30 protein-coding genes are annotated in these 25116 nt (G+C 40.6%); 19 read left to right on the top strand and 11 right to left on the bottom strand.

Features of this window, described 5'->3' with window-relative positions; translation table 11 throughout:
• Window positions 1-25: 25 nt before the first annotated feature.
• A complete protein-coding gene (gene recU, locus BSEL_RS10665) occupies window positions 26-634 on the bottom strand; it encodes a Holliday junction resolvase RecU (RefSeq protein ID WP_013173017.1) in 609 nt (202 codons plus the stop codon).
• Window positions 635-772: 138 nt separating this feature from the next.
• Here recU and BSEL_RS10660 point away from each other — a divergent pair, with 138 nt between their 5' ends.
• Both BSEL_RS10660 and BSEL_RS10655 read left to right on the top strand, forming a co-directional pair.
• On the top strand, window positions 773-1141 hold the full coding sequence (locus tag BSEL_RS10660; protein WP_013173016.1) for a YppE family protein: 369 nt from the start codon (window positions 773-775) through the stop codon (window positions 1139-1141).
• Window positions 1131-1595, top strand: a complete 465-nt coding sequence (locus tag BSEL_RS10655; RefSeq protein ID WP_013173015.1) for a TcaA NTF2-like domain-containing protein — start codon at window positions 1131-1133, stop codon at window positions 1593-1595. Before BSEL_RS10660 ends, BSEL_RS10655 begins: the two co-directional genes overlap by 11 nt.
• Before the next feature lie 72 nt (window positions 1596-1667).
• On the opposite strand, the gene cbpA is transcribed toward BSEL_RS10655, so the two are convergent.
• Complete coding sequence (cbpA, locus tag BSEL_RS10650) at window positions 1668-2303, bottom strand: cyclic di-AMP binding protein CbpA (protein ID WP_232970455.1); 636 nt, start codon at window positions 2301-2303, stop codon at window positions 1668-1670.
• A gap of 157 nt (window positions 2304-2460) precedes the next feature.
• On the opposite strand from cbpA, the gene BSEL_RS10645 reads away from it, so the two are divergent.
• Genes BSEL_RS10645 through BSEL_RS10635 form a run of 3 tightly spaced genes read left to right on the top strand, consistent with a single transcriptional unit; the run spans window position 2461 to window position 3788 of the window.
• Window positions 2461-3027 (top strand): cysteine hydrolase family protein, encoded by a 567-nt coding sequence (locus tag BSEL_RS10645; RefSeq protein ID WP_013173013.1) that lies wholly within the window; start codon window positions 2461-2463, stop codon window positions 3025-3027.
• A gap of 17 nt (window positions 3028-3044) precedes the next feature.
• A complete protein-coding gene (locus BSEL_RS10640; RefSeq protein ID WP_013173012.1) occupies window positions 3045-3353 on the top strand; it encodes a thioredoxin family protein in 309 nt (102 codons plus the stop codon).
• Between the two features lie 6 nt (window positions 3354-3359).
• Window positions 3360-3788: a TlpA disulfide reductase family protein gene (locus BSEL_RS10635; RefSeq protein ID WP_013173011.1), complete on the top strand. Its 429-nt coding sequence runs from the start codon at window positions 3360-3362 to the stop codon at window positions 3786-3788.
• Window positions 3789-3850: 62 nt separating this feature from the next.
• On the opposite strand, the gene BSEL_RS10630 is transcribed toward BSEL_RS10635, so the two are convergent.
• Window positions 3851-4582 (bottom strand): metallophosphoesterase family protein, encoded by a 732-nt coding sequence (locus BSEL_RS10630; RefSeq protein WP_013173010.1) that lies wholly within the window; start codon window positions 4580-4582, stop codon window positions 3851-3853.
• A 156-nt stretch (window positions 4583-4738) separates the two neighbouring features.
• Here BSEL_RS10630 and BSEL_RS10625 point away from each other — a divergent pair, with 156 nt between their 5' ends.
• The 4 genes from BSEL_RS10625 to BSEL_RS10610 all read left to right on the top strand — a co-directional run bounded on the left by BSEL_RS10625 (window position 4739) and on the right by BSEL_RS10610 (window position 8489).
• Window positions 4739-5866, top strand: a complete 1128-nt coding sequence (locus tag BSEL_RS10625) for a virulence factor (RefSeq protein WP_013173009.1) — start codon at window positions 4739-4741, stop codon at window positions 5864-5866.
• A 70-nt stretch (window positions 5867-5936) separates the two neighbouring features.
• Entirely contained in the window at window positions 5937-6149 is a 213-nt protein-coding gene (locus BSEL_RS10620) for a hypothetical protein (RefSeq protein ID WP_013173008.1), read from the top strand.
• Window positions 6146-6871: a PH domain-containing protein gene (locus BSEL_RS10615; protein ID WP_013173007.1), complete on the top strand. Its 726-nt coding sequence runs from the start codon at window positions 6146-6148 to the stop codon at window positions 6869-6871. Before BSEL_RS10620 ends, BSEL_RS10615 begins: the two co-directional genes overlap by 4 nt.
• Window positions 6864-8489, top strand: a complete 1626-nt coding sequence (locus BSEL_RS10610) for a PH domain-containing protein (protein WP_013173006.1) — start codon at window positions 6864-6866, stop codon at window positions 8487-8489. Before BSEL_RS10615 ends, BSEL_RS10610 begins: the two co-directional genes overlap by 8 nt.
• Window positions 8490-8590: 101 nt before the next feature.
• Here BSEL_RS10610 and BSEL_RS10605 read toward each other — a convergent pair whose 3' ends face one another.
• The 3 genes from BSEL_RS10605 to BSEL_RS10595 form a co-directional block, all read right to left on the bottom strand.
• Entirely contained in the window at window positions 8591-9595 is a 1005-nt protein-coding gene (locus BSEL_RS10605; RefSeq protein WP_013173005.1) for a DUF2777 family protein, read from the bottom strand.
• 77 nt (window positions 9596-9672) lie between these two features.
• Entirely contained in the window at window positions 9673-10623 is a 951-nt protein-coding gene (locus BSEL_RS10600) for a hypothetical protein (protein ID WP_013173004.1), read from the bottom strand.
• 53 nt (window positions 10624-10676) lie between these two features.
• The gene (locus BSEL_RS10595; RefSeq protein WP_013173003.1) at window positions 10677-11666 is read right to left on the bottom strand and encodes a toxic anion resistance protein; all 990 of its coding nucleotides are present in this window, start codon (window positions 11664-11666) and stop codon (window positions 10677-10679) included.
• A 584-nt stretch (window positions 11667-12250) separates the two neighbouring features.
• Between BSEL_RS10595 and BSEL_RS17110 the strand changes: the two genes are divergently transcribed.
• The 3 genes from BSEL_RS17110 to BSEL_RS10580 all read left to right on the top strand — a co-directional run bounded on the left by BSEL_RS17110 (window position 12251) and on the right by BSEL_RS10580 (window position 14766).
• Window positions 12251-13429, top strand: a complete 1179-nt coding sequence (locus BSEL_RS17110; protein WP_177304831.1) for a sensor domain-containing diguanylate cyclase — start codon at window positions 12251-12253, stop codon at window positions 13427-13429.
• A gap of 74 nt (window positions 13430-13503) precedes the next feature.
• Window positions 13504-13938, top strand: a complete 435-nt coding sequence (locus tag BSEL_RS10585) for a hypothetical protein (protein WP_155522730.1) — start codon at window positions 13504-13506, stop codon at window positions 13936-13938.
• Between the two features lie 39 nt (window positions 13939-13977).
• Complete coding sequence (locus tag BSEL_RS10580) at window positions 13978-14766, top strand: NRDE family protein (RefSeq protein WP_155522729.1); 789 nt, start codon at window positions 13978-13980, stop codon at window positions 14764-14766.
• On the opposite strand, the gene BSEL_RS10575 is transcribed toward BSEL_RS10580, so the two are convergent.
• Window positions 14756-15655 carry a diacylglycerol/lipid kinase family protein gene (locus BSEL_RS10575; protein ID WP_013172999.1) on the bottom strand — a complete coding sequence of 300 codons (900 nt, stop codon included), beginning with the start codon at window positions 15653-15655 and terminating at the stop codon, window positions 14756-14758. The genes BSEL_RS10580 and BSEL_RS10575 overlap by 11 nt on opposite strands.
• A 93-nt stretch (window positions 15656-15748) precedes the next feature.
• Between BSEL_RS10575 and BSEL_RS10570 the strand changes: the two genes are divergently transcribed.
• From BSEL_RS10570 to tatC, 3 genes are all read left to right on the top strand, one after another.
• Complete coding sequence (locus BSEL_RS10570; protein ID WP_013172998.1) at window positions 15749-16108, top strand: hypothetical protein; 360 nt, start codon at window positions 15749-15751, stop codon at window positions 16106-16108.
• Window positions 16109-16218: 110 nt separating this feature from the next.
• The gene (locus BSEL_RS10565) at window positions 16219-16428 is read left to right on the top strand and encodes a twin-arginine translocase TatA/TatE family subunit (protein WP_013172997.1); all 210 of its coding nucleotides are present in this window, start codon (window positions 16219-16221) and stop codon (window positions 16426-16428) included.
• 236 nt (window positions 16429-16664) lie between these two features.
• Window positions 16665-17411: a twin-arginine translocase subunit TatC gene (tatC, locus tag BSEL_RS10560; protein WP_013172996.1), complete on the top strand. Its 747-nt coding sequence runs from the start codon at window positions 16665-16667 to the stop codon at window positions 17409-17411.
• Between the two features lie 96 nt (window positions 17412-17507).
• Here the strand turns inward: tatC and BSEL_RS10555 are convergent, their stop codons facing one another.
• A complete protein-coding gene (locus tag BSEL_RS10555; protein WP_155522728.1) occupies window positions 17508-17942 on the bottom strand; it encodes a ferritin-like domain-containing protein in 435 nt (144 codons plus the stop codon).
• A gap of 191 nt (window positions 17943-18133) precedes the next feature.
• On the opposite strand from BSEL_RS10555, the gene BSEL_RS10550 reads away from it, so the two are divergent.
• On the top strand, window positions 18134-19021 hold the full coding sequence (locus tag BSEL_RS10550) for a hypothetical protein (RefSeq protein WP_013172994.1): 888 nt from the start codon (window positions 18134-18136) through the stop codon (window positions 19019-19021).
• Between the two features lie 58 nt (window positions 19022-19079).
• Here the strand turns inward: BSEL_RS10550 and BSEL_RS10545 are convergent, their stop codons facing one another.
• Both BSEL_RS10545 and BSEL_RS10540 read right to left on the bottom strand, forming a co-directional pair.
• A complete protein-coding gene (locus tag BSEL_RS10545; protein ID WP_013172993.1) occupies window positions 19080-19766 on the bottom strand; it encodes a deoxynucleoside kinase in 687 nt (228 codons plus the stop codon).
• 30 nt (window positions 19767-19796) lie between these two features.
• The gene (locus BSEL_RS10540; protein ID WP_013172992.1) at window positions 19797-20450 is read right to left on the bottom strand and encodes a deoxynucleoside kinase; all 654 of its coding nucleotides are present in this window, start codon (window positions 20448-20450) and stop codon (window positions 19797-19799) included.
• A gap of 189 nt (window positions 20451-20639) precedes the next feature.
• Between BSEL_RS10540 and BSEL_RS10535 the strand changes: the two genes are divergently transcribed.
• Window positions 20640-21485: a DegV family protein gene (locus BSEL_RS10535; protein ID WP_013172991.1), complete on the top strand. Its 846-nt coding sequence runs from the start codon at window positions 20640-20642 to the stop codon at window positions 21483-21485.
• A gap of 47 nt (window positions 21486-21532) precedes the next feature.
• Here the strand turns inward: BSEL_RS10535 and BSEL_RS10530 are convergent, their stop codons facing one another.
• Window positions 21533-23587, bottom strand: coding sequence for a formate dehydrogenase H subunit alpha, selenocysteine-containing (locus BSEL_RS10530; protein ID WP_013172990.1), 2055 nt, complete (start codon window positions 23585-23587; stop codon window positions 21533-21535).
• A 165-nt stretch (window positions 23588-23752) separates the two neighbouring features.
• On the opposite strand from BSEL_RS10530, the gene BSEL_RS10520 reads away from it, so the two are divergent.
• Both BSEL_RS10520 and BSEL_RS10515 read left to right on the top strand, forming a co-directional pair.
• The gene (locus BSEL_RS10520; protein WP_013172989.1) at window positions 23753-24607 is read left to right on the top strand and encodes a patatin-like phospholipase family protein; all 855 of its coding nucleotides are present in this window, start codon (window positions 23753-23755) and stop codon (window positions 24605-24607) included.
• 49 nt (window positions 24608-24656) lie between these two features.
• Entirely contained in the window at window positions 24657-25085 is a 429-nt protein-coding gene (locus BSEL_RS10515; RefSeq protein WP_013172988.1) for a hypothetical protein, read from the top strand.
• Window positions 25086-25116: the final 31 nt, after the last annotated feature.

Genomic DNA, 25116 nt, shown 5'->3' with positions numbered 1-25116 from the left:
CGTCCTTTCTGATAAACAGATCATTTCATTGGCAGTCAATCATGCTGTCGACTGCTTTCAGATAGTCAATACTCGGGAGAAAGCCCTGTTTGAGAAGTGAACCGTGCTCTTCAATATAAGATTTAGGAATCGACTTCCTGTCTTCATTTTGATCATACCATGACAGAATATACTCGGCTTTAAGCAGAAAGGTTTCACCGGTTGCGGAAAAACGGAGAATTGAAAAACAGATCCCGCCGTGTTTGATCACATCGATCATATGATTAATCTGGTGATCGTGAAAGTTTTTTAACGGAAAGCTGGTTTTATTTTTCGTTTCTTTCGCTTCAAAGTCGATGTATTTTCCTTTGTATACGCCATTATAATCAGTGGTAGAGGCTTTCTGAAAATATGCCTCTGTAATAACTGCAGCGCTTCGGCTTGGATAATGCACGTTCACGATTTGGATCGGCGTCGGTTTTTTGTGAATGTTCGCTAATCCATGTGCAATATAATACTGATTTGACTCATTGATTTCTTCTTCGAGACTCATTCCGCGATTACTGTATCTGCTATCTTTTTTATTGACGTTCTTTTTTGTCTTAAGGATTCGTTTTTCCGAATATTTTTTTCCGTTTGGATATCGAATCGCCATGAATTATACCCCTTTCAAAACATGTGTTCCATTTTCAATCTTAACATATTTCGACTTCGGCAACATCAAAGCAAAGAGAAATCAATTGTAACAGTGTGTAAGACTCTGTTAAACTGCTGATGAACGGGGTGAAAATTGATGAATACAGACAAATTGATACAACAGACAAAAGAATTAAGAGCATTAAACCAGGAAGCAGAGTCACATTTCTATCATTTTGCCGAAGAGGGACGAGAAGCCTCATTTTTTGATGAGGTAAAACCTTTTGCTGATCGTGTTTCGCATGCCCTCTCAGAGTGGCAATCGGATCTGAATGAGTGGATGAAGACTTACAATCCTTCCTATTTGCACTGGTCTCAGGTCGAACAGATGATTGAGCATTTCGAAGTGGTATCGGTCAAGGCATTTTCAGAGGATACAAGAAAAAAACAGTTTATTGAACAGATCAAATCAATCGAATATACGCTATCTGTCATTGCAGGGGAGTTGGAGAAAGGTGAAAAGTAATGGATTGATTGTTTTATTCTCCCTGGCAGTGATGCTGCTTGCGGCCTGTGAAGGTCATGAAGATGACTGGGTTCCACTTTCCGACGATGAGCGGGAGAATGAACTAATGATCTTTATGGAGGAATATAAGGATGCATGGGAATCAGCCATCGATGCTGGGACATTTTCTCCGGCTGAGCCTTTCTTTATTCCGAACAGTCAGGTCTACCATATGGAAAGAAGACAGCAGCAACAGATATCAGGAAACCGTCAGTCTGAAAGGTTTCTGTATGCTGAAGATATTGAGATCAAACAAAATCAGGATGGGGATTACCAAATTTCGTGGATTGAATTTATTGAAACAACCGGCACAGAAGAAGAGGAACATTCAAGGGCACGAAGGTATACGATATCTGACCGCGGCGAGGGAGATTTTCGGATTATAGCTGTTGAACGGGAAACGGATATCGAATAAATGTGCATTGTGAAAGTTGATACCGGAAAATAAAAACCGGCCATCGCGTTATGCAGGCCGGCACGGATTTCGTTATATTTTATCGACATCGAAGACGCGGAATCCTTGTTTCTCTAATTCTTTCACTGTCTTTTTCATTGTTTCTTCAGATGCATCCGAAGGCAATGTCAAAATAATTCTTCTGAAGAACGTACTCTCGTTATCAATGGACATGACACTCTGAAGATTGGTGTATTTCTTTACCGCGTCAACAATAGTACTGAGGGCTCCCTGATACTCATGGGTGGAAACGGTCATCGTATAGCTTCCGGTTTTAACTCCCCAGGAATCCTCAAGGATGGACATGACATTTGCATGGGTCAGGATACCGCTGAATTTTTTATTCTCGTCGGTTACGGCCAAATAAGGATATTTCTTAATGTTCGTGAAGATTCTGAAGAAAGATGCGGATTCGGAAATGATGATGTCTTCATCCTCAATCAGGTCAGTGACAGGGTCGTCCCATTTAGCCGTTTCTTTTACGATGGCTCTGTATACTTCCTGTATATAAATGTTCCCCTTAAAGTATGTACCGGTTTCATCCAATACGGGTACGCATCGGTAACCACTCTTTTCCAGCGTCTCTTCGGCTTGTTTAATTGTGAAATCTGCTCTGCATGTTACGACTTGTTTTTTAGGAATAACGTTGTATTTGATCTTCACTGTCATCACACTCCATCGCTTAGGATACTTTAATTATAGCTGAAACCTGTTGGAATCAAAAGAAATATTCAAAACATGTGCCGAATTTATTCTTCTTGAGGATATTCCCGGTAATCGTTCAAATGATATACTTCAATTATCTGATCTATGAGGAGCTGATTGTATGAAAGCATTACTGGTAATTGATTATACCAATGATTTTGTGGCAACAGATGGCAAGTTAACCTGTGGAGAGCGGGGACAGTCCATTGAAGCGAGGATTACTGCATTAACTAAGTCCTTTTTTGACCACGGACATTATGTGGTAATGGCTGTGGATTCTCATGAGAAAGAAGACCGATATCATCCGGAGTTCCCGCTTTTTCCCGAGCATAACGTCCGGGGAACGGATGGACGGACTTTATATGGAACGTTAGGGGATCTTTATGAGAGAATCCGCAAGGGAACGCCCTCAAATCTTTACTGGATGGATAAGACGCGTTACAGCGCATTTGCAGGCACTGATTTAGAATTGAAACTCAGAGAACGCGGCATCAGCGAACTTCATGTGAGCGGCGTATGTACAGATATCTGTGTTCTTCATACGGCTGTTGATGCGTTTAATAAGGGATTTTCGATCGTCGTACATGAAGATGCTGTTGAGAGTTTCGATCCCCAGGGGCACGATTGGGCATTGAGTCATTTTCAGAATACGCTGGGTGCACAAACGGTCACAGGCTATCAAGAATAGAATAACAGGAGCTTATAATGATTGAATTAACGAATGAATCAGAGGCAATCGTTTTACAAAAAGGTGTATTGTTTTTGCATACGCCTTTGTGCGGTACGTGCAAAATGGCTGGCCAATTTCTTCAGATCGCTGAACAGATTCCGGATATTCCAGAAATCTTCTCGATGGATTTGAATATGGCTCCGCATATTGCGAAAGATTGGAAAATTGAAAGTGTGCCATGCCTGGTCGTCATCGACGATGGAAATGTGACAGACAGGATGTATGCCTTTAAATCCATTCCGGATATAGTGGCGTTTGTCACGTTTAATCAGAAGAAAGGGTGAACGGAGTTGGAACTGAGAGATAAACAGCACTTCGAACTATCAACGATATCAGGAGATGAAACGTTTCGTTTACTAGATTTTAAAGGAACACCGCTTGTTTTGACTTTTTGGGTCTCCTGGTGCCCAGACTGTGAAAGGGATTTAAAAATAAAGCATGAGCTCGCACAAAAAATACCCGGAGACGAGCTTCAGTTTGTAATGATTCATGTTACCGGTAGAGATACATCCACAGAGGCGGGCAAAGCATTCATGCAAGAAAAGGGCTATTCGTTTCTGTCACTGTCTGATCGTGGCACACAGATTTATGATGCATGGCATTGTATGACTGCACCCACTACGTTTATTATGGATTCAAATTTAACAGTCTTGGGGCGCTTGAACGATAAAAGCAGCTTCGAAGAGTTGATGACTGCAATTGGAAAAGCGATTCAGTGATATCAGTGTGAAAGACAAATAAAACCGGACGAAGCATTGCGATCGTCCGGTTTTATGCGTCATCATGGCTTTTTGCCGGTTCGGTAAATCGATTCAAGCAGGGGAGCTGCATCTTCGGGATAATCGGTATCTTTCAAATCAAATACCGCTTTTTCTATATCGTAAGCAACACGATGAAAGGATGTGCTGATGCTGTCATTTGTTCGTTCGAGCATAACGTATGAGGCGTCCGGGTTACCGTCAAATGGCAAACCGATACTCCCCGTATTCAGTAAAGTGTTGCCTGTGATATTTCTCATATGCGGAATATGAATATGACCGTATGCATAATACATTGCACGCGGATTATGTTCAAAGAACGCATCAAATGCACTGTTCTCTGCATGTTCCGGAATCACTTTAAACAGATCATCCGGAAAAGCGTGAGTTGCATAGAGCTGAATCCTGTTGGTGAGGGGAATTTCAAGTTCTGTTGGAAGCTGATTTAAGTAATGAAGTCCTTCATCTGTCATTTTTCCATAGGACCAAGCTTGTTCACGTTGCATGATTGCAAACGCTTGCTGTGGAAGTTCCCCTTCTCTGATACCCCTGATCAGCCATTCATCTGCATTCCCTTTAATCACTTTTCCGTGAAGTTCACGAATCAGGTCCAAACATTCTTTAGGTTTTGGCCCTCTGTAGGAAATATCACCGAGAACGGCAACATGAGAGGCATTTTTCCGTGAAAGGTCCTCCAGAACAGCCCTCAGTGCAGCTTCGTTTCCGTGAATATCTGATAGCAATGCAAGTCTCACGATCATCCCTCCTGATTAATAAGGTCAATATGTATACTATTACCTTAGCAGAAGTATTTGAAACGTTGCAGATGAATCATTCCCGTTGGGCTAATTGTTGGATTATGATAGGATTTAAACATATGATTATGATGTTTATTCAAGGAGGAAATAAAAATGAAAATCAAAACGATTGAACCAACACCAAGTCCGAATACGATGAAGGTAATCTTGAACGAAAGTTTACCTTCAGGAACCGCAAACAACTATAAGTCAGATGAAAAAAATAAGGCACCTGAGCCAATCACCTCCATTTTAGCAATCGAAGGTGTAACCGGTGTTTACCATGTTGCCGATTTCCTTGCCATTGAACGTCACCCGAAAACAGATTGGAAAACGATCCTTGCTTCGGTCAGGATGGTATTTGGGGATGATTCGGATGCGGATGAAGGGAACGGACATCAAATTGATGAACATTTTGGTGAAGTTACCGTTCAGGTCCAGGAGTTTAAAGGAATCCCGATGCAGGTAAAAATCCAGTCCGCAGATGAGGAACACCGGACAGGTCTGTCTGAGCGATTTATTCATGCAGTGGCTGAGGCGACCATGCCTGATGACAATGTCGTGATGGAGAGAAAGTGGAAAGAAAAACGGGCGCGCTATGGTGAACTTGATGAAGTTGCGAAAGCAGTTGCAGAGGAGATCGAGGCAACGTACAGCGATGAACGTATCGCTGAATTAATCGAGTACGCAAAGAACCCTGATGTTGCGGCGCGATCTGCAGAAAGCAAGTGGATTAAGGTCACAACTGACATGTTCCAAAAAGAGGATTGGAAAGACCGATTTGCGCTACTTGAACAAATGAATCCTGAACTTGAGGATCTTGAGGTTCTCGATATGGCGCTGCATGATGACAATGCATCTATCAGACGTCTTGCAGTTGTTTATCTCAGTATGCTTGAAGATGAAAAGGTTATCCCGTATCTGGAAAAGGCGATGAGTGACAGATCTGTATCTGTCAGAAGAACAGCTGGTGACGGATTTAGTGATATTGGAAGTAAATCAGGTATTCCTGTCATGATAAAAGCACTTCAGGATAAAAGTAAGCTGGTCCGATGGCGTGCTGCCATGTTTCTCTATGAAGAAGGAGATGAGTCCGCCATTTCTGCGTTGAAAGATGCAGAGGATGACCCTGAATTTGAAGTTGCTTTGCAAGCGAAAATGGCAAGGGCAAGAATTGAAGGAGGGGAAGAAGCAAAAGGTTCTGTATGGAAGCAAATGACGGAGGCGTTCGGTAACGAGTAACAGACCGGCTGGTAATACAGAATCATTTCCGGTAAGATAGCAGTAGTAGATAATGTAAGGAGGAACGGATATGCCAATCGATGAAATTAAACAGCGTTTAGAAAATGAAGGTCTTCATGAAGTATTGGAACTGATTGAAGATGCCGAGCGTGGGGATCTTGAAGAGCTTGAGCTGGTGAAATCACTGGGGCTTTTGCGTGATGAAGAATTAAATAAACAGGTCCTCAGCATCTTGGAGAACGAAGGCGTTACCATCATTTATGTATCAGAGGAAGATGAATGATGAACGATCATCGTAATCAGTCAGAAAGAAGAGACCTCGATGATTTGGCAGATGATCGTGAACAGGGTCAATTTGATCCAGAAAAACCGCATACTCAGGACAGTTTCGATCAAACAGATCAATTTGAGGATACTGAAACGGATTCAAACGAGACATCTGAAGATCAGCCTGCAGAGCCGGAAGAGCCATCTGTACCGGTTACGGAACTGTATGACCCGGCTCCTTCCTTTGAGGCTGGAGAAAAACGGTCTCTTCCGAATTTACCGCTGGCTGAAAAGACATTATCTGCATGGCGGATCGGCGCTGTTATAGAGGCCGTTTTTCTTTTCCTTTTTCCTCTGGGCTACTGGGGTGTGAGTCAGTTTACAGCACTTCCTGAATGGGGGCTCTATGTTCTTATTCTTGTTACTTTTGTATGGGGTCTCTTTCATATAATTATTTGGCAATCACTGATTTGGTCCCGCTGGAAATACCAAGTTTATGAAGATGAAGTTGAATTGATGTTCGGGGTTATCGTAAAACGGCGAATTATCATCCCGATGATCCGGGTTCAACATGTTGATACGAGACAGGGGCCTGTTCTCAGATACTTTGGCCTTGCAAGTGTTACGATCTCCACTGCTGCAACCGTTCATGAAATTCCGGGATTAACGATGGACAATGCTGACCGTCTCCGTGATCAGATAGCCGAATTGGCTAGGGAAGCTGATCCCGATGAATAATTGGAAAAGGCAACATCCTGTAACGATACTTGTCTATTTTGTCAATGCCCTGAGACAGCTGATTATCACAATGGTCGCCGTTGTTGTGATCGGAAATACCGGTGAAGGACTCGCATCAGGATTTTATGTTCTTTTTTTTATGTTGATACTTGGTGTTAGCGGTATTTCTGCAGCCATAAGCTGGTGGAAGTTTGAATATTCACTGTTCCCGGAAGAGCTGCGGATCAGACAGGGGCTTATTTTCAGAAAAAACCGATTCATACGCAAAGAACGCGTACAAAGTATTGATTTTAACGCACATCTCGTACAACGGTTATTCGGGCTTGTTGAAGTTCGAATAGAAACTGCGGGTGGAGGTTCTGAACCGGAATTCAGGCTGGTCGCACTTACGAGAGAAGAAGCTGTTCAAATCAAGCGCGAGCTGAGAGAAAAATCATCTTATTCAGTTGCTGATCATGAACAGTACGGGATGGATCAACGCTCTGAGTTGGCAGAAGAACAGCAACGAACGAACAAGGATAGTCAGTCTGAACCTGAACTCCCGTCATGGATCGGAGATTATGTTGAATACGATGATAAAGAGATCGATTATGACTGGGATGATCTTGAGGAGGAGAATATTGAGGCTGATTATGAATGGCAATTAACTCCCGGAAGACTTGCAGCGGCAGCAATGACGGCAAGTGGTGTTGGATTGGCTGCCACTTTTTTAACTGCAATCGTCTCACAGGTTCCTCAATTCCTTCCTGCATGGATGTTTAATGCAGCTGTCAGCTGGTTCCTTGCCTCAAGCGTAACTTTTATCTTATCCATTCTTGTGATGATTTTGTTTGTAGCATGGGTTTTCACCAGTATTGGTGCAATAATTCGATATGGAAAATTCACATTAAAAAAATGGGGCAATGAAATTCATATTTCAAGAGGCCTCCTGGAAAAAAGACAGCTGACCATTAAAGCAAACAGAGTCACAGCAGTGCGAATTGTACAAAACCCAATCCGCCAATTATTTGGCTTTTATGCCGTGTATATCGAGAGTGCGGGTGGGGGAACAAAAGAAGAAGATTTCTCGACAATTCTCGTTCCAATGGCTACTTACAAAGAGATTCAGTCACTGTTGGACAGAACTTTACCCGAGTTTTCTTATGACAGGCAATATGCGGGTCTGCCAGGTAAAAGTCTGAGACGTTATATGATCAAACTGATTGTACCGTCTCTGATTCTGGCGGGGGCCTCCGTATACTTTCTTCCCCTCGGCTGGCTTGCATTTATACTGCCTCTATTGGGTGCTTTACTTGGTTATATTCAGTATCGGGCAGCCGGTCTCGGGTTTCAGCAGGATCATCTGCAGCTGAGATACCGAATCATTGATGTCACGGAACTATTGATTCCGAAGTACAGGATTCAGGCAATGGAATCAAATCAAAATCCACTTCAACGTCTGGATGATCTGTATACCATTCAGGTCTCTGTTTTAAGCAGCATCATGGGTAAAAGCTTTCAACTCCGCCACATTCATATTTCTCAAAGAGAAACGGCGTTCAGGTGGTATTCTTATCAAAGTGAAAAAAATATGTATCATTTTGATGAGGGTATAATTGAGGAAGATGATATCAAATAATCCTGATTGTGTGCTAATGCTCAACATACGGGAACAAATAACCCCTTTCCGAATCAGTTTCGGAAAGGGGTTATTAAATAATCTGCATTGACAATTCGCTATCATTTTTTGTGAGAAGAGTTTGAGGCTGAATCGTTTGTATAAACAGAAACGGTCCGTTGACCGGTGTTTGATGTTAATTCAAATCGGTCATACCTGTATACCGGCTCTTCATCATAGTTCCGTTCGAAATGATGCTGTAATACAAAATGCAGGTTGTTTTTGTGGAAATTGATGAGATGAGTACCAGATATGTTCGAAGATGACGAAACAGACTCTATTGGTAGTTGAAGCAAAGCATTGTGGCATAAGAACACATCCTCATGCTGCAATCCGAAGTCAGCCAATGTCCTAGTCAGTATTTGAAGACCTTCTTGCTCAAGTTCATTTCTGATCAGCATATATGGATCATATTGATGATGCTGAATCCATATACTTTGTCCTTCTTCTAACATTACTTCCTCATTTTCAGGTGACAAAAATCGAAAACATTTATCATGGATGAGTGGATAAGCTCTGTTCTCATCATCAATTATGGCATGTACAGGCAGAAAATCCAGAATGATTTTAAGACCGGACCTTTTACTTACGCATACATGCAGGTCTTTGAAGCGCTTTAACTCAAACTCATCATAATCGTCGGAGCCATTCTCATGGACCAGTGATTCAATGATTGTCTGATCAAGTTCTGAAAGTCTGTTATAAATCTGCTCAAGGATTTGTGCGTTTGCGTGGACGTCTTCTTTGATCGTTTCCGCCTGTTCAATAAGAGCAAGGATATAAGATTCTTCAAACGTGTGTGTGGTGGAGGAATGATGATCACTTATCGGACTCAACATACTGCCGGTCAGTGTTACCTCATCATCTTCTCTGTAGATTGGCTCTTTTATCATATCTGAAGAGTCAATATCCGGACAGGTTTCTACCGTTTTAATTTGAATGGTTCCTGACCAGGGTTTGCCTTTTGGTGCATGAATTTGAATTAAATCACCTGTATACTCACCATCTTTATTCTTGTCGATCCAGATTCGTTTCCCGATGTATTTTTCGGCTTCAAGTCGGTTCATGATATCCCTCACTTTATATTGATACAAATCAATCTCTAGTCATCAAGTATAACAGGCTGCTCGATGGAAATCATGTATTATGGTTCATTTTTGTCATGAACGGATTGATTACTGTATCGGATGTCTGATAATCGCAACAGATGATTCATTCGGTCAAGCCTGGTTGCCTGTAAGTCTCCGGCCTGTTCTTTCAAAAATGAAATCATGTTATCAAGTGCGCGTAAAAGCTCAAGTTTTTTGATTTGTTTTTGCTCGTTGGATAAACTGTGATAAGTCAACAGGAGGTTGGGAAGATCGTGCTGGATCATTCTTCTGATGTGATGCTTTTCTTCAATATCAAGTAAATGGAACTCTTCAAAACACCGCTGAAGTTCCGTATGCATCCTCTTGGTTTTCTTCTGTATATCGTCATCAAGATCAGGATAGGCAGAAATCGTATGGCTCATTGAATCCTCAAGCGAACCTACATGATCTTTTTGGTTCTCATCCGCGGAGAGTTGTTGTTCTTTGTTGTCTGATTCCACAACGGAGTCGGGCTGTCTGTCAAACTCTTGCAAAGACTCTCCGGAGAGAGACAGATCCAATCTGTGCATATGATGAAACAACGAAAGAAAATAGGGATGTCGACGGATATTGCGTACATGAGTCTGGTTGTTCATTTGATAGTAGATGGTTGATTCTACCGTTTTGCCAAACCCATTTTCCATTTTTATATTTTTCCTGAAAACCGTAATAAAAACTTTCTTTTTTATTTGTGACGGTGACTTACTGGTATCAGATAATTCAATATGAAGTTTTTTGGGTTTGATTTTGATTTTATAAGCATATCCGTGTACATTCCGCTTAAATGTCCTGTTCATTCTTGGCAGTTCCGATAATGCGGCAAGATCAGAAATGAATTCTTCAGCTTCGTATACAAATTCTTTTGTATGCTGATTCATTAATGCAGGCTCTTCCAAAGGTTTCATATAGTTTGGCAGCAGAGCAGTTACCCACTTTTGCTCCCACAGTTTTTCTCGCCAGTTCACGGCGACCACCTCTTCTGTTTACTAATCAAGCGAATTAGTCATATAACGTGATGTTACCTCAATAATTTCTGATCCATTTCTTTATTGAGCTCATCCATTTCGCTAATGAATTTCTTGCTTGATTCAATAATTCTTGAGTTTGATTGTTCAGTCAGTTCTATGGCTGCGTAAACATCTTCGTATGCTTTTTTAAATGATTCCATAGCAATTGCCGGTTCCTCAAGGGTTTTTAATGTTTCCTCTGTATTCGATTTTAACATTTCGGCATTATTTAAAAGCATATTTTCGGTTGTTTTATTTACATTTTGTACAGCGTCGATCACTTTTCTCTGGTTACTCAGTGAAAGTTGGATAGAGGCTGTTACAGTAATTATATTTTTGGTCATGGTAATCGCATTGAAAATGGCCTCTTCAAGCTTTTCGTTATTTTCTACGATGATATCAACACTCGCGAGAGACTGTTGCAAAACAAGAACAGCCTGTTGCATGTTTTTTACCCTTGTCAGGACTTTTTGTTGTCCTTTTTGAATCGGAGCAGGATCGTTTTGCCATTCTTCTTTTTCAAGTTCTTGTTCGAGCATGGAATGAAGCTCTTTTCCGGTTGTAATCTGCTCATTAAGTGCCCCGATTCGTTCTTTGGCGATATCTTTCAGTTGATAGAGCATAACGGTATCTTCCTGCAGGCGGTCTTTTCCGTGAAGAAGTGCTTCTATAATCGTCTGAACTTCGGAATCGATGGTTTCATATTTTTGGGCATACTTTTCAAGTGGACTTTTGCGCAGCATTTTATTCAGGAATTGCTTGAACTTCCCTTCCTGCAAGTAATTTGGCTCTAATTCCGAAACAACTTCTTTCAACTTTCCAAGTTGTTCAGGAAGGTCGTTATTTTGATCTTTCATCATATCATTGACCGGACGTTTCAGGCTTTCCAACGTTTCACCGGCTTTTTCCTGTTCTTTTGTCCCTAAATCTCCAATCGATTTTAACAGTTCCTTAATATCTTTTCCTTCAAGTAATTCATGTTTTTCTTCGTGTTCATTCATATTTAACGCCTCCAGTTGGGGGGGATCATTTTCGGATCTGTCTGTCTAGGTTCATTATACAAGTATGGAGTTAACATCACAATTGAAAGTCAATTACGATTTGATTCTTCTCCTCTTTCTATAAAAGATATGGTAAAATGGATGTGGTTGCAAACGCTTGCGTAATGTATGCAAACGGTTGCTTCGATTACTTAAATGAGGTGAACATCATGATAACACCTGCAGCTTTACTGATCCATCTGATCCTCTATTTATTTTTGAATACATACCGATTTGCTTTGACTTCAAAAGGGAACGAAGTTCTGTATCTGTTTAATGCGCTTTTGTTAACCGTTGGATTATCGTTTTGGATTGGAAGCGAGTCTCTGGTTTGGACAGGACTGATGATTCCATTTGCTTTTACGTCTGTATACAGATGGAGGGGGGCTATTTCAGGCCTTTTGATCATATATACAGTCTTCATCATCTTCGAACTTCATACTTTAACTGATCCGTTTCTTCTCTTTGGTGGTTATGCTCTGTATACGTTCTCTTTGTCATCAGTGTTTCACTATCTGACGGTCAAAAGTGAAACGAGACGTTCGATGAAACGGTTTTTTTACAAACAATCCAAAAATCTGCATGTTTTAAGAGAGATTTCTCTCGCTTTGCAAAGTACGCTTCAAAAAAATAAATTGATGCATATATTTTTGACAGCCGTTACAGCGGGCTACGGCTTGGGGTTTAATCGGGCCATGATTTTTCTCAAGAAAGACCTCGATCAGGAAACCTTTGTCGGGAATGCGGCTATAGGTCCACTGTCCATTCAGGAAGGTCATCAGATTTGGGAGAACGTTGTGTCTCAACGCCTGACGTTACGAGACTTTATTAAACTCCAAAAAGAGGCCGAAGAAAACGATCAGGAATTAAATCGTAAAGTTCGTGATCTGGAGTTTAATAATGCTGAGAATTATCCGGTATTAAAACATGTCATCGATAACAAAGATCCACTTCTTGTGAATGTCACTGAGTGGTACAGTCGTTGCAAGATGGTGAAAAAACTGAATGATGATTTCGATGTTAAAAATATGGCAGTTATCCCCTTAATGACAAGGGGAAGGGCAATAGGCGTCATGGTGATTGATAATATTGTTGACGGAAAACCTTTCTCATATGAAGATTTGGACAATATCATGCCATTGGCTACGCAGGGGGCCATGGCCATTGAGAACGCTGTGCTTTATGAACGGACACAGGAATTGGTTATGACAGATGGTCTTACTCGTCTTAGAAACAAACGTTATTTGGAAACCATTACTCAAGATTTATACACTGATGCAAAACTTCAGTGTATACCACTTGCAGTGATGATGATCGATCTTGATTATTTTAAAGTGTATAATGATACGAATGGTCATTTGATGGGGGATCAAGTTTTGCTCCAAGTTGCTGAAATACTTTCGGATCTGACTCCGGATGAAGGGGTTGCAATCCGTTTTGGCGGCGAAGAATTTTGTGTGATTTTGCCTGGTTACAGTAAGTCGCATGCTCTGACACTTGCGGAGAATATTCGTAAGACGATCAATGAGTACCCTTTTAAATCCAGAGAGCGACAACCGGATGGGGCGCTCTCTGCGAGTATCGGTTTATCGTCATACCCTGACTGTATCCAGGAGCCTGAATCACTGATCGAAACTGCAGATCAGGCGGTTTACGCATCCAAAAAGAACGGAAGGAATCGCGTAACCGTATTCAGCAGTTCTCCAAAGGGGGTACAGTCATGACCTTTTTAGGCTTATTTATTGTTATGTTCGCGATGGCAGCCACGTTTTTATTCAGCAGATGGATGAGAGTGAAAGTGAATGAAATCAAATCGGATCGAATTCTTACCAGACTGGGGAAACAACCTGATGATATTCCTTTTTCATATGAAGAGCTGACATATTTCATATCGCTTCCAAACCGTGATCCTGAGATATATCATTCAGATCGGGATAAATATTTGGCGACCGTCGATTATGAGGGCTATGTCTTTCCGGAAGTGCATGGACTAATGATTGAATTGAATAAAAATGAGAAAACGGTTCAAGTCGCTTATTTATCTCTTGAACTCTTGAGGGCACCGGTATTAGAGAGATGGAAGTATGAAGGAAAAATCACGGAAAGCGAGTATAAGGACTTGCGCACGTTTATCCTCAGTCATTCACTTTCCAAACAGCTGATCATTGAAGAAGTTATGAAACAAGTGCGAAGAGATGACAGGATATTGTTTATTGATGAGAAAGATGCTTAAACCGAATTACTGTAATCTCCAGAATTCAGCAACAACCATTTGAGACAATTTAAAGCATTTATTGGAGTGATACTGATGTGTTTAATTGGATTATCCATGAAACAGTCTGAGCATTATCCTTTTATCATGTGGGCAAATCGCGATGAGTTTTATGCGCGTCCATCAAAAGAACTTCATTACAGGGATGGACACCCGCGTTTTATTGGAGGAAAAGATCTTAAGAAAGGCGGCAGTTGGTTTGGTTTTGATCCCGACACCGGGGATGTTGCAGTTGTAACAAATATCCGAAAGGGATTGAGCGAAAACAAGGATGCGCGGTCGAGGGGAGAACTAATTGACCGTTTTTTTATGGAAGGTACTGGTCAAATGCATGTAAAAGATAAACATGAATACAACGGATTTAATCTGATCTTTGGAAACGTATATGACGGTTTATATTATCTGTCAAGCAATCAGGATCACGCCATCAGTCTGCAAGACGGCATTCATGGGCTCAGTAACGGGTCGATGAATGAGTCATGGCCCAAAACAGATCGAATAAAAAATGACTTGCGAAAGGCGTCTGACATAGACTCTGAAAATGATATGATAAGAGCCGGCCTCTCAGCATTGCAGAATACGGAAGAAGCACTTGAACAGGATTTGCCTCAAACCGGAATAAGCTTGGAATTGGAAAAAAAGCTGTCACCAGTACGAATTAAAATGGAGGAGTATGGCACAGTTTGCAGCACCATACTTCTGATTGATAAATTTGATCGGGTCACGCTATTGGAGCACCGGTATACGGATGGGAAATTGATCTCTTACCATTGGCCTGTCAGACCATAAATTTCACTGACTTCGGTTTACAGCTGATGGTCATAGAAGCAGATGCTTCGACTGCTTCACCATCTCCTTGCCAATTGACTTTCTTATTTGTTTCAACGTGCACGCATTCTGACCTGAGCGAACTGACAAATGGAAGGGATATATGCTTTTTGACAAAAACTGATGGTAAACAGAAAAGGAGCTTAATCAGGGAGACGTCGTGCACAACGACAATGTCGAGCTGACCATCTGAAGGTTTTGCTTTTGGGCACATGGGAACACCTCCGCCGTAGTAAGCAGTGTTTCCGACTGCAATTAGCCACACGTTGTGGAAGTGCCGTTCTTCTCCTTCTTTGAAAGTTAAGGTTAATGTAAAAGGGGAAAAGGAGCGAATGATTTGAAATACAGTGACAATGTATATAAATTTACCAATGAAAAAGCTGTTTAACGTTTTTTTGATGTTTGAATCTTCAACCCGAAGAGCGCTCTCGGCATCAAGTCCTGCACTCAAGATTGAGAGGATTGAATGGTCTTTCGTTTTTATGAGGTCGAGTGAACAGCTTTGTTTATTGCAAAGGATACGTTCCATGGCTTTTACAGGTGCACTTGGGATACTCATTGCTTTTGCAAAATCATTTCCGGAACCGGAGGGAATCAAACCAAAAGGAAGTTGTAAATTGTTTAATTGATTGATGCAATGATGCAATGAACCGTCGCCGCCGATCACAACAATCCCTTTGATGAGATGATCCATTTCATGGCAAGTCTCTCTGATTGTTTCCCAGAATGATTCATTCTGGCTGTCCATATAAAATGGAATATCATCGAAGACGAGAGATGCTTTTATCTCTTCATACTTTCGCAGGTTTCCGTGTCTCCCTGAGTGGGTATTAATAATTACGATATACATAGTGGTCTCCTTAACAATTTTGAGCTTGTAACTTTGTTGAGACTATTATATCATTATTGAGATCATATATGAGAATTAAGGGGCGTATTCGTTTTGAAATCCGGATTATTAATTGCTGCAGCTTCGGTGCTTATGATAACAGTTTGGGGAGCTTTTTTCTATGTATTTTTCTCTCAACCTGAACCTTCAGTGCCTGGCTACAGTCAACCTGAGCGTGAAACTTATGAAAGTGTCAGATTTGTGGATTCAGTAAATACAATCCTCGCGGTGCAAGAAGATTCAACTGGAGATGAGGACACAGAAACGGTTGTTGAACAACAACCGAGACCAGAGAGAAGGTATACGAAAGATCCGTCTGAATATCCCGATATCCGCGATGGGGATGCAATTGGATATGGTGACGGTGTATCGGTGGATGATTTATTGCTGGGCGATGGTTCGTTTGAAAACTAAATTATGAACTTTGTATGATAATTCATGCGTGTTATAGTATTTTCAACGTGTGAATTGTATAATGGCCGTAGCAGATCATTACCAATGGTCGCAACAATAGGAGGGACGTTATGTTATCAAATATTGGAATTCCCGGTTTGATTTTAATTTTGGTTATTGCTCTCATTATTTTCGGACCTAAGAAACTTCCTGAAATAGGAAAGGCGATGGGGCAGACATTAAAAGAATTTAAAAATTCCACTAAAGAGCTGACAGCTGATGATTCTGACACGAAAGAAGAAAAAAAGTCAGCTGAAGATGAGAAGAAATCAGATTTATAATGAAATTCATGAAGATGTGCCGTGCCTGTGCACGACACATCTTTTCATTTTTTAGTTGAATTATGATATGATGCGGTCTGAGTATCGGTTTCCATAAGTATTAATCTACTATGTGAATTTCATAATCACATACATAGTTAAGATCGTGAGACTCCCTATTGATTTCAGAGTGAAATTGTTTGATTGAACAGACTGTGATTACTTCATTTTTGGGACGGCAGAAGGAGAGACTAGTTATGGCAGATCAGGATCAAAGTATGAATTTACTGGACCATTTGGACGAATTGCGAAAAAGACTTATGATTGTCGTCGGAGCTTTCCTAATCTTCTTTATCGGTATTTTCATTTTCGTGCGGGATATTTACGATTGGTTCACGAAAGACCTAGATATGACATTGGCAGTTCTTGGTCCTCTTGATATTATTATTATCTATTTTATGCTCGCAGCCGTGTTGGCATTGGCATTGACAGTTCCGGTTTTAATTCTTCAAATTTGGTTATTTGTAAAACCTGCATTGACGCCAAAGGAACAAAAGGCGACGATCATTTATATACCTGCGTCATTTGTATTATTTGCAGGCGGACTTGCTTTTGGATACTTTGTCGTTTTGCCGATTGTATTAAGTTTTCTTTTGGATCTCGGTCAAGGAACATTCCAGACAATGTTTACGGCAGATAAATATTTTCAGTTTGTACTAAGAATGACACTGCCATTCAGTATTTTATTTGAAATGCCTCTTGTTGTCATGTTCTTGACAAGCATAGGTGTTATCACACCTGCAGGAATGCGTAAAAACAGAAAGTATGCTTATTTTGCTTTAATTGTACTGAGCGTACTGATATCTCCACCGGATTTTGTATCGGATGTTCTGGTCATTGTACCGTTATTATTCCTCTATGAAATCAGTATCAATATGTCCGTTCTGGTTTATCGAAGAAAAATGAAAAAAGAGCGTGAACGAGAGAAAGAACTCGAAAACTGACAAGGGAAGCCCAGTCTATAACATTCAGACTGGGCTTTTACTTTTTATTAATACAAGGCTTATAAGAATTATTTTCAGGAATGATGGTTGGCGGTTTCATTTCATATATACATTTATCATCCAAAGGAGTTTTTCGACTGATTGTCTGATTGAAATAAACAATTTTACCGTTTTCTGATCACTGATGGCATTTGCACGTTTGATGACCTCCTTGATTTCTCTTCCCATTTCAGTAAGATCAGCTGTCACTTCTTCAATAATAGATGAATGCGAGTCGTTTCGATTCATTTTCCGAAAGTCACGATGATCAGAATTCCATTGTTCTAACAGAAATGAATTGCCGGTAACCGATTGTATGTGTTCGGAGATATCGAAAGTTCTTTTGGAAGCTTCTTGAATATATTCTTTAATCGCGAGACTATAAGTTCTCATGTTCAAGCGTTCCGTATGTTCATGAAATTGATGTAATTTTGTATGAAGTGTGTCCCACTGTATCAGCTGTTGATTCATACTACTCAGTAATGGATTCAAAAGATACAACCCCTTCAGATTAGAATGATTATATTTTAATTCAGATTATAATATTAGTCAAATTATAATTATTGTAATTAAAGAGATCCGTAAAATAATAGTCACACTATTTTCAAATTATCGGCACTCGTTGCCATCAAAAATAGTGCACAATAGAAGATAGACTGAAAGTAGAAGAGGGTGAAAAAATAATGAATGCCAACTGGATTGACCAAATGCGTTTATTAAAAAGCATTGTGATTTCTTTTATAGCTGCGATAGTTTTATATATTCATTTTAGTATTGTGGATCAGGCTTTTTATACACTGGCTCTTGATTTTTGGACCTTTCTGATCTTTATCTGTTTTCTTGCAGTTGTTTATTTCGTAAGTTTATTATTTGTTAAACTGAATCTGTCAAATAAAGCTGCAGCGGCATCCATGTTTTTTTATTTCCTGTTTTTAATATGGAGTGCACAGGGATTAATCCACACGATTTTTTTTACTGAACCGATTCGGCTTGAAAGTTTTCAGTTACCCTTTCTTTTGGCCGTTACTTTGACAGTTTCGATTAGCCTGATGCTTCCTTCATCACATAATAAAAATACTCCGGTTATTGAGGCATTTAAGAATTATTACGAAAGCAGACCGCCATTTCAATGGGGACTCCGGGTTTTATCAGCTATCGGTTTGATGGTCATTACCTACTTTGCACTAAATCATTTAATCTTTCCATTTTTAGAACCATATTATTCAATGTCATCATCGAATTTTCATTTTACTGATAATGGATCTTATGTATCGAGTGCAGGGATGTTTATCCATGCTTTGGTGATGCTTGTAGTATTTCTTCCTGTATTTGCCCTCTGGAGGGGATCAAAATCCAGTTTGTTGTTTTGGCTGGGTTTTCCATTGTTTTTACTGGTTGCATTACAGACTTTTGTGTTGTATAACGAATGGCCTTTAGGATTCCGTTTCCCATTGTTTGTCCATTTAACCCTGACTATGTATATTCAGGCCATTGTACTTGTGCACTTATTTTATGAACCGACAGGTGAAGAGCAGGAAGAAAAAGTCTTTCAAGCAATGTGGACCTGGTAAGACAGTAATTAATCAAAGAAGAAAACACCTTCCCATTTCGGAAGGTGTTTTTTGGAGATTATGCATTTGTTTCCGATAAATTAAGGTAACGCACGTCGCGGTTTTTTTGCAGATGTTCAATGGCTTTAACGATTTTTTCCACTGAGTCCTGGTTATGGCAGTCGTAATAATCAATATCGAGATGAAGGATTGGGCATTCATGAAATGTATGGATCCAGCTTTTGTAACGATTATAAAGATCACGCCAATATTCAACGGGCGTATTTACTTCCATTTCCCGTCCGCGTTTTTGTATCCGATCCATGATGCTCTCAAAACGTCCATCAATAAAGATCAGAACATCCGGTTTTGGAAAATATGGATTCATAACCATCGCTTCGAATAGTGAGTGATAAGTATTAAAATCCCTTTGAGTCATGTTACCTTGATCGTACTGAAGTTGAGCGAAGATCCCAACGTCTTCATAGATACTTCGGTCTTGTACATAACCGATATTTTGCTCATGCATGGTTTTTTGCTGTTTAAACCGTTCAGCAAGAAAATACATTTGAAGATGAAATGACCACTTTTGAAAATCGTCGTAATAGTCTTCAAGATAAGGGTTTCCATCAACTTTTTCGAAAGCAGGAGTAAAAGCAAGGGCATCTGACAATACAGTTGTTAATGTGGATTTTCCGACACCGACGGTTCCGGCGAGCGTGATGAGAGAGTTTTCTCTCAAATCGTGATCTACAGAATTGATCATACATACATCTCCATTCACTATATATTCTTTCTATTCAAATAGGGAGTTCTGTTGATTAAGTGCATCATCGATTAAGTCGATGATACGGGAAAAATCTTCATCATTATGAACAAAATCGATATCATCGCCATTGAAAGCCAGCACGGGAACGTGTGGGTAAACCCGCTGATGGTCTTTCATAAACTGATGATAGTCGGATGAAAGCTGTCTCAAGTATTCCGGATCCATAGCCTGTTCCATGGATCGTCCTCGCATCTTGATCCGCTCAAGTAATGTGGGTAAACTGGCATGCAGATAAATAATTAAATTTGGGGTAGGAAGGCCATCCGTGAGAATTTTATAAATTCGGTCATATTTATCAAAATGCTGTTGTTTTAGGGTTTGTTTTGCGAAAAGATGGTTTTTAAAGATATGGTAATCGCTCACGACAGCTTTGCCTTTTTGTAAAGATTTTTCATACGTATCTTCGAGTTGCTTAAACCGATTACAGAGGAAAAACATTTCGGTTTGGAAGCTCCATTCATCTATGTCTTCATAAAACTTACTTAAAAATGGATTTTCATCTACAATTTCTTTTAAGAGTTCATATTTATAATGATTGGCAATGCGGGTAGCAAGTGAAGTTTTTCCCACTCCAATCGGACCTTCAACTGCAATAAAAGGCGCATCGAAATGATTTGTCATACATGTTTTTCCTCCTTAGATTGATACCGTATCACGGGACTTCAAAATTCATTTATTCTTTAGTCAAGCGTTTTTTATTCTATCACAATTCCGTATTCAGAAACACTGCCTTTTTTCGATATTCTTAACATTATGATGCACTTATAGTATGATTGATAAAAGAACGTAAAATATTGAAGGGGTGAAAAAATGAGACCTGTAAAAATAGTAACGGATTCAACACTGGATCTGCCTTTGGATCAAGTTAAAGAGCTTGATGTTGTTATTGTGCCATTGACTGTGACCATTGATGGAGCGTCGTATAAAGATGGCGTTGACATTACGAGCAGTGAATTCGCCAAACTTTTGGTGTCAGCCCAAGATATTCCGCAGAGCTCTCAGCCTTCGACCGGCGATTTTTTAACTGTCTATGCGGATTTGGACAAGCAAGGATATGACATCATTTCGATCCACATGTCGAGTGGGATGAGCGGAACGTATCAGTCGGCTCAGACAGCCGCAGGGATGTCTGATGCCAATGTAACAGTGATCGACTCATCATTTATTTCTGTAGCACTTGGCTTTCAGGTGATGGAGGCTGCGATGATGGCGAAAGAAGGGAAGTCGGTTAATGAAATTCTTCAAAGAATTGATATCATCCGTGAGCAGACGTCATTATACTTGATGGTGGACACACTCGATTATCTGTTAAAAGGCGGCAGAATTGGCAGGGGGAGAGCACTTGTTGGGTCTCTTCTGAAAATAAAGCCTGTTGCATCGTTACGGGATGGTGTTTACACTCCTGTGGCAAAAGTACGTACATATAACCAACTGATCAAATTTTTCAGAGAAACTTATGAGAAAGAAGCTGAAGGTAAGACGGTAAAACGGATCGGAATTGCGCATATTGAAGCCAGACAACTCGCCGAACAAGTTAAACACAGCTTGTCAGAGGTGTCTGGATTGGAGGATATCAGCATTATAGAGACAACACCAATAGTCAGTACCCATACAGGACCAGGTGCCTTGGCACTGATGTATTATTTTGATAACTAAAACGAAAGCTCCGCATATTTGCGGAGCTTTCGTTGATTGATTAAGAATCAGGATTGTTTCTCTATTTTTACTGCACATGCTTTGTATTCTGCTGTACCAGAGATTGGATCGAACTCGTTTATCGTCAACACGTTTGTAGGTGTTTCTTTCCAGTGGAAACTCATAAACACCAGTTCTTCCTGGACCTCGTCAGTCACTCTTGCTTTTACTTGAACTGTGCCTCTGCGAGATGAGACTGTAACCATTTCGCCATCATCAATGTTCAGTCGCTTTGCATCTGACGGGTGCATATCTACTGTTTCTTCGGTTTGTTTTCGCTTTAACGTGTCCGGATAGTATCTTGTTTGAGTGTTCGTATTATAAGGTTCATATCTTCTGCCTGTCGTCAGAGTGAACGGGAATTCAGCATCAGGCATTTCCACAGGCTCTGTATATGAGACAGGTGTAAACGGTGCCGATCGATTCTCGCTTTCGTGGAATTCGGTATGAAGAAGACTTGTACCCGGATGATTCACATCAGGACACGGATATTGAAGACTTTGTCCTTCGGTTAACCGGCTATAGTCCATGCCTCCAAACAAATGAGGTACGGCATCACGTAATTCATTCCAGATCTGTTCAGCATGTTCATAATGCATGGGATACCCCATCTCCGTTGCCAACCGTGATAAAACATCCCAGTCGTCCAGTGCCTCTCCCGGGGCTGATACCGCCTTGTTCACCTTTTGAACACGTCTGTCGGTATTCGTATAGGTTCCCTCGACTTCTGCCCATCCTTTTGCAGGAAGCACGACATCAGCTAATTCTGCTGTCTCAGTGAGAAACAGGTCTTGAACGACAAGGAAATCAAGATTTTGAAAAAGCTTCGTTGTATGATTACGGTGAACATCTGCGACGATCGGATTTTCTCCGATGACAAAGAGTGATTTCATTTCGCCGGTTTCCATGCGTTCGAGCATACCGGTTTGAGTTTGTCCGACGTGAGGATTTAACGAAACGCCCCACTCTTTTTCAAGTTTTGAGCGGAAAGAATCATCACTGACCGGTGTCGCTCCCGGAAGCATATTTGGAAGGCAGCCCATGTCACCTGCACCCTGGACATTATTTTGGCCGCGCAATGGCATGATGCCTGTTCCTTCACGGCCAATATGGCCGGTCAACAATGCCATATTGGCAATATCAAATACATTATTCACACCACAATGGTGTTCGGTAATACCAAGTGTATAAGCAATCATCGAACGGTCTGCTTCGGCATAAGTTCTTGCAGCTGACTCAATGTCAGCTTTTGGGACGCCTGTTATCTCTTCTGTTTTTTCAAGCGTATAAGATTCAACCTGGTCTTTCAGTGCTTCAAAATTCACAGCGTTTTTTGAAACAAAGGATTCATTGTAGAGTCCTTCTTTGATCATGACTCTCATCATACCATTCATGAGCGCAATATCTGATCCGACTTTGATTTGCAGGTGCTGATCAGCGCTCTTTGTCATCGCAATTTTGCGAGGATCGACAACGATGATTTTCAGCCCTTTTTTAGCGGCTTTTTTCATTCGATTTGCAATGATTGGATGAGCATCTGTCGTATTGGAACCAATCAGCAACAAAACATCTGAGTGATCAACATCCATAATTGAACTTGTTGGAGCGCCATTACCAAATACAGTCGCCAGACCGGCGACGGATGGAGCGTGTCACGTCCTGTTGCATCCATCAATATTATTGGTACCCATAACGGCTCTTGTGAATTTTTGGGTGATGTAGTTCGTTTCGTTAGTTGCTCTCTCGCAAGCGAACATGGAAAATGATTCAGGACCGAATCGCTCTTTAATCTGAGTTAATTTATCGGCAACATAGCTGATAGCCTCGTCCCAACTGACTTTAGTCAATACTCCTTCCTTACGGATAAGAGGGGCTGTAAGCCGATCATTTGAATGAATATAGTGGTATCCGAACGCCCCTTTGATACATGTCTGACCTTCGTTTACTGCAGCGTTACGGTTCCCTTTGACTTTGACGATTCTGTTATCTTCAACGTCAACAAGAAGACCGCAACCAGTTCCGCAATACGCACAAGTCGTGGCAATCGTTTTTGTCTCTGTCATGGTGAACACCCTTTCTTTACTTTATGAGTTCATTTTACCATGTAGTGAGCGAGCGCTTACATGTAAAGAAGAGAAGATTTAATGACAATTTGATCGTAATAAAACATAAAGATTTGTCAGATATGCGTGCTTTGGGTAGAATGAGTGTGTAGAGGAGTGGGAAACGTGAGAGATACAGGATTGGTATTGGAAGGTGGAGGACTACGAGGTGTATATACAGCAGGGATTTTAGAATATTTTCTGAAGCAAGATATTCAATTTCCAAATGTCATAGGGGTATCTGCCGGTGCCTGTAATGCGGCATCCTACATTTCCAAGCAGGAAAAACGGAATTATGCAATTACCGTAGGGTACGCAGGAAACCCTGACTATTTATCAGTCCGCCGGTTGTTCAGGCATGGAGAACTCTTTAACATGGATTTGATTTTTGACCGCATTCCGAATAAAGAATATCCATTTGATTATGAGACATTCTTTAAAAATGAACAGCAGCTCTATACAGGAGTAACGGATTGCCTGACCGGTGAGACCATTTATTATAACAAAAATGAGGTCAGGCATGATCTGAATAAAATATTACGAGCTTCATCTTCATTACCAATGATAGCTCCGGTTGTTTATCATAACGACAGACCTCTTTTGGATGGCGGGATTTCTGATCCGATCCCTGTTAATTACTCCATTTCATTGGGAAACCGCAAGCATGTCGTCGTACTTACGCAGGAGAAAGGCTATCAAAAGCAGCCTGCAAAGCGAGGGATGTGGTATTTCGAAAAGAAATATAAACACTTCCCTGGATTGGTTGATGTTGTAAAGCGAAGATTTACTATCTATAATAATTTGCTTAAGAAAGTTGAGCAGCTTGAAGAAGATGGTCAGGCTTTTGTTTTTCGACCTGAGAACCTGCAGGGGGTTGGACGTATCGAAAAAAATGCGGGTAAGCTCGATGAATTGTACCAGCATGGCTACGAGCATGCAAAGTCACGGCAAAAAGAAATGGAATTATTCTTGAAATCATAAACGAGTCTGTCATTGCCTAAACTATCAGGATTGAAATGGGGAGCTGTCATTGAACCGGGCTAAAAGTTACAAGCTGTTATTGGTTGTATTGTTTGTTTTATTTGTAAGTCTTATTTCCAGATCTATTTTATATCTGGCCGTTTCGATGACGGTGGCGGTTATTATTATCGTTTTACTAACCAGAGATATGAAACAGAAACCGGTTCAATCCGGTAAAAGCAGTGCTGAGTATAACGATACAAACAGGTCGATAGAGAAAAAAAACCGCGAATCAGCTTTTTTTCCTCTGATGTTAACGGTTTTTGGAGCTACTGCTCTTCTTTATGGATTTTCCGGCGTGTTTACGACAGACAGTATCTTTCATTCGCTTGATTTAATGACGGATGAAGCATTTGTCATGTACTTCTTTTTTTTGTTTGGAGCGACGACTTTTATATACGGCATAACGATGATGCTGAACCATTACCTCAGACGTTAATAATTGCTTTATAACAACTGTTTTTGGAGTC

It is taken from the genome of [Bacillus] selenitireducens MLS10, assembly GCF_000093085.1.
Taxonomy (GTDB): domain Bacteria; phylum Bacillota; class Bacilli; order Bacillales; family Salisediminibacteriaceae; genus Salisediminibacterium; species Salisediminibacterium selenitireducens.
Note: the sequence above shows the minus strand (reverse complement) of the source record. Positions and strands in the feature narration are given on the sequence as shown.